Source organism: Gemmatimonadota bacterium (assembly GCA_026706345.1).
GTDB lineage: Bacteria > JAAXHH01 > JAAXHH01 > JAAXHH01 > JAAXHH01 > JAAXHH01.
In genome coordinates this window covers 983-2,680 of sequence record JAPOYX010000082.1, presented here as the reverse complement: position 1 = coordinate 2,680, position 1,698 = coordinate 983, and the positions used below count along the sequence as shown (strand labels likewise).

General features: G+C 61.7%; 2 protein-coding genes. Both read left to right on the top strand.

The genetic code is table 11. The annotated features are described in order from the left end of the window. The coding region (locus tag OXG98_06610; protein MCY3771674.1) for an acetamidase/formamidase family protein at nucleotides 1–1,042 on the top strand (1,042 nt) is incomplete at its 5' end. 143 nt (nucleotides 1,043–1,185) lie between these two features. After that, the coding region (locus OXG98_06605) for an AmiS/UreI family transporter (GenBank protein ID MCY3771673.1) at nucleotides 1,186–1,698 on the top strand (513 nt) is incomplete at its 3' end.

The window sequence follows — 1,698 nt, the reverse complement described above, 5'->3', positions numbered from 1 at the left end:
TCTGTCCAAGGTGCACTACCTGAGCGGCCCCTTCGGCTGCGAAGGCGCCGAACCCGGCGATCTCCTGGTGGTCGACATCAACGACATCGGCTGGCTGGAAGACTCGCAATGGGGCTTCACGGGCATTTTCGCGCTCGAGAATGGCGGCGGCTTCCTAGACAAGCACTTTCCGGATGCGCGCAAGGCGTGCTGGGATTTCCACGGGATCTACACCTCATCGCGCCACATTCCGGGCGTGCGGTTCCCGGGGCTGATCCATCCGGGGCTGATCGGCACGCTTCCTGACGCCGATCTGCTGAAGCGGTGGAACGATCGGGAATCGGCTCTGTTCAACACCGATCCGGACCGTGTGCCGCCTCTGGCGACGCTGCCTGACGGCTTGGCCGGAACGACAACGGCGCTGATGGGCCAGATGACCGGCGATGCCGGTCGTGCGGCAGGACTGGAAGGCGCCCGGACGGTGCCGGGACGCGAGCACGGCGGCAACTGCGACATCAAGAATCTGTCGCGCGGTTCGCGGTGCTACTTCCCGGTCTTCATGCCGGGCGGCGGCCTGTCGATGGGCGATATTCACTGGTCGCAGGGCGACGGTGAGATCACCTTCTGCGGGGCCATCGAGATGGCCGGTTGGATCGACATCGGGGTCGACCTCATCAAGGGCGGAGTCGAGAAGTACGGGATCACCAACCCCGTCTTTACGCCGAGCCCGGTCGAGCCGCACTACTCCGAGTACCTGATCTTCGAAGGGGTCTGCGTCGACGAGCACGACGGCTCCCAGAAGTATCTGGATGCGACGGTGGCCTATCGAAGAGCCTGCCTGAATGCGGTCGAATACCTCAAGAAGTTCGGCTATTCGGGCGAGCAGGCCTACATGATTCTCGGTACCGCTCCGGTCGAAGGCCGGGTCAGCGGAATCGTCGATATCCCGAACGCGTGCTGCACGGTTGCAGTGCCGACGGAGATCTTCGATTTCGATATCCGGCCGAACAAGGCCGGTCCGAGCGTCCAGGTCAGCGGCGCAGACGCGGCATCCTGCAGCTAACTGACAGGACGGACCGGAGGCAGGGATGCGTTTTCCTGCCTCCGGTTGACTTTTTTCCTGCCTCCGGTTGACTTTTTGTCTGACGTGTAATTACACTAAATGTAATGGCACTTAATGACGGGTAACAGTCGGAGGAAGCGACTATGTTGGGACTGGCACTTCTCTGGGTCGGAGCCGTTCTGTTCCTGAACGGGATTTGGCTCATGGGCCGGATCGGATCGCGTGAGATCGCGATCATCAACATTTTCACCGGCGCCGTTACCGCGCTGGTGGCGATGTATCTCGCTTTCGGCCCGGGCAACAATCTGGCGGGACAACAGGCGGCGGGGCTGACCCTGCTGTTCTCGTTTACCTACCTGTGGGTGGCCTACAACCAGTTTAATGATGTCGATGGCCGCGGGCTCGGCTGGTACAGCCTGTTCGTTGCCATTACCGCGATTCCGGTCGCGATCACGACACTGCAGGGTGCTTCGACGCTCTGGGGCTACTGGTTCGGCCTCTGCTGGGCGGCATGGGCCGTATTGTGGTTCATGTTCTTCCTGCTGCTGGCGATGCAGAAACCGATCGCCAAGGTGACCGGCGCAGTGACGTGCATCCAGGGTATCGTGACGGCCTGGCTGCCGGGTTACCTGTTGCTGTGCTGCTTTGTAGCCGCC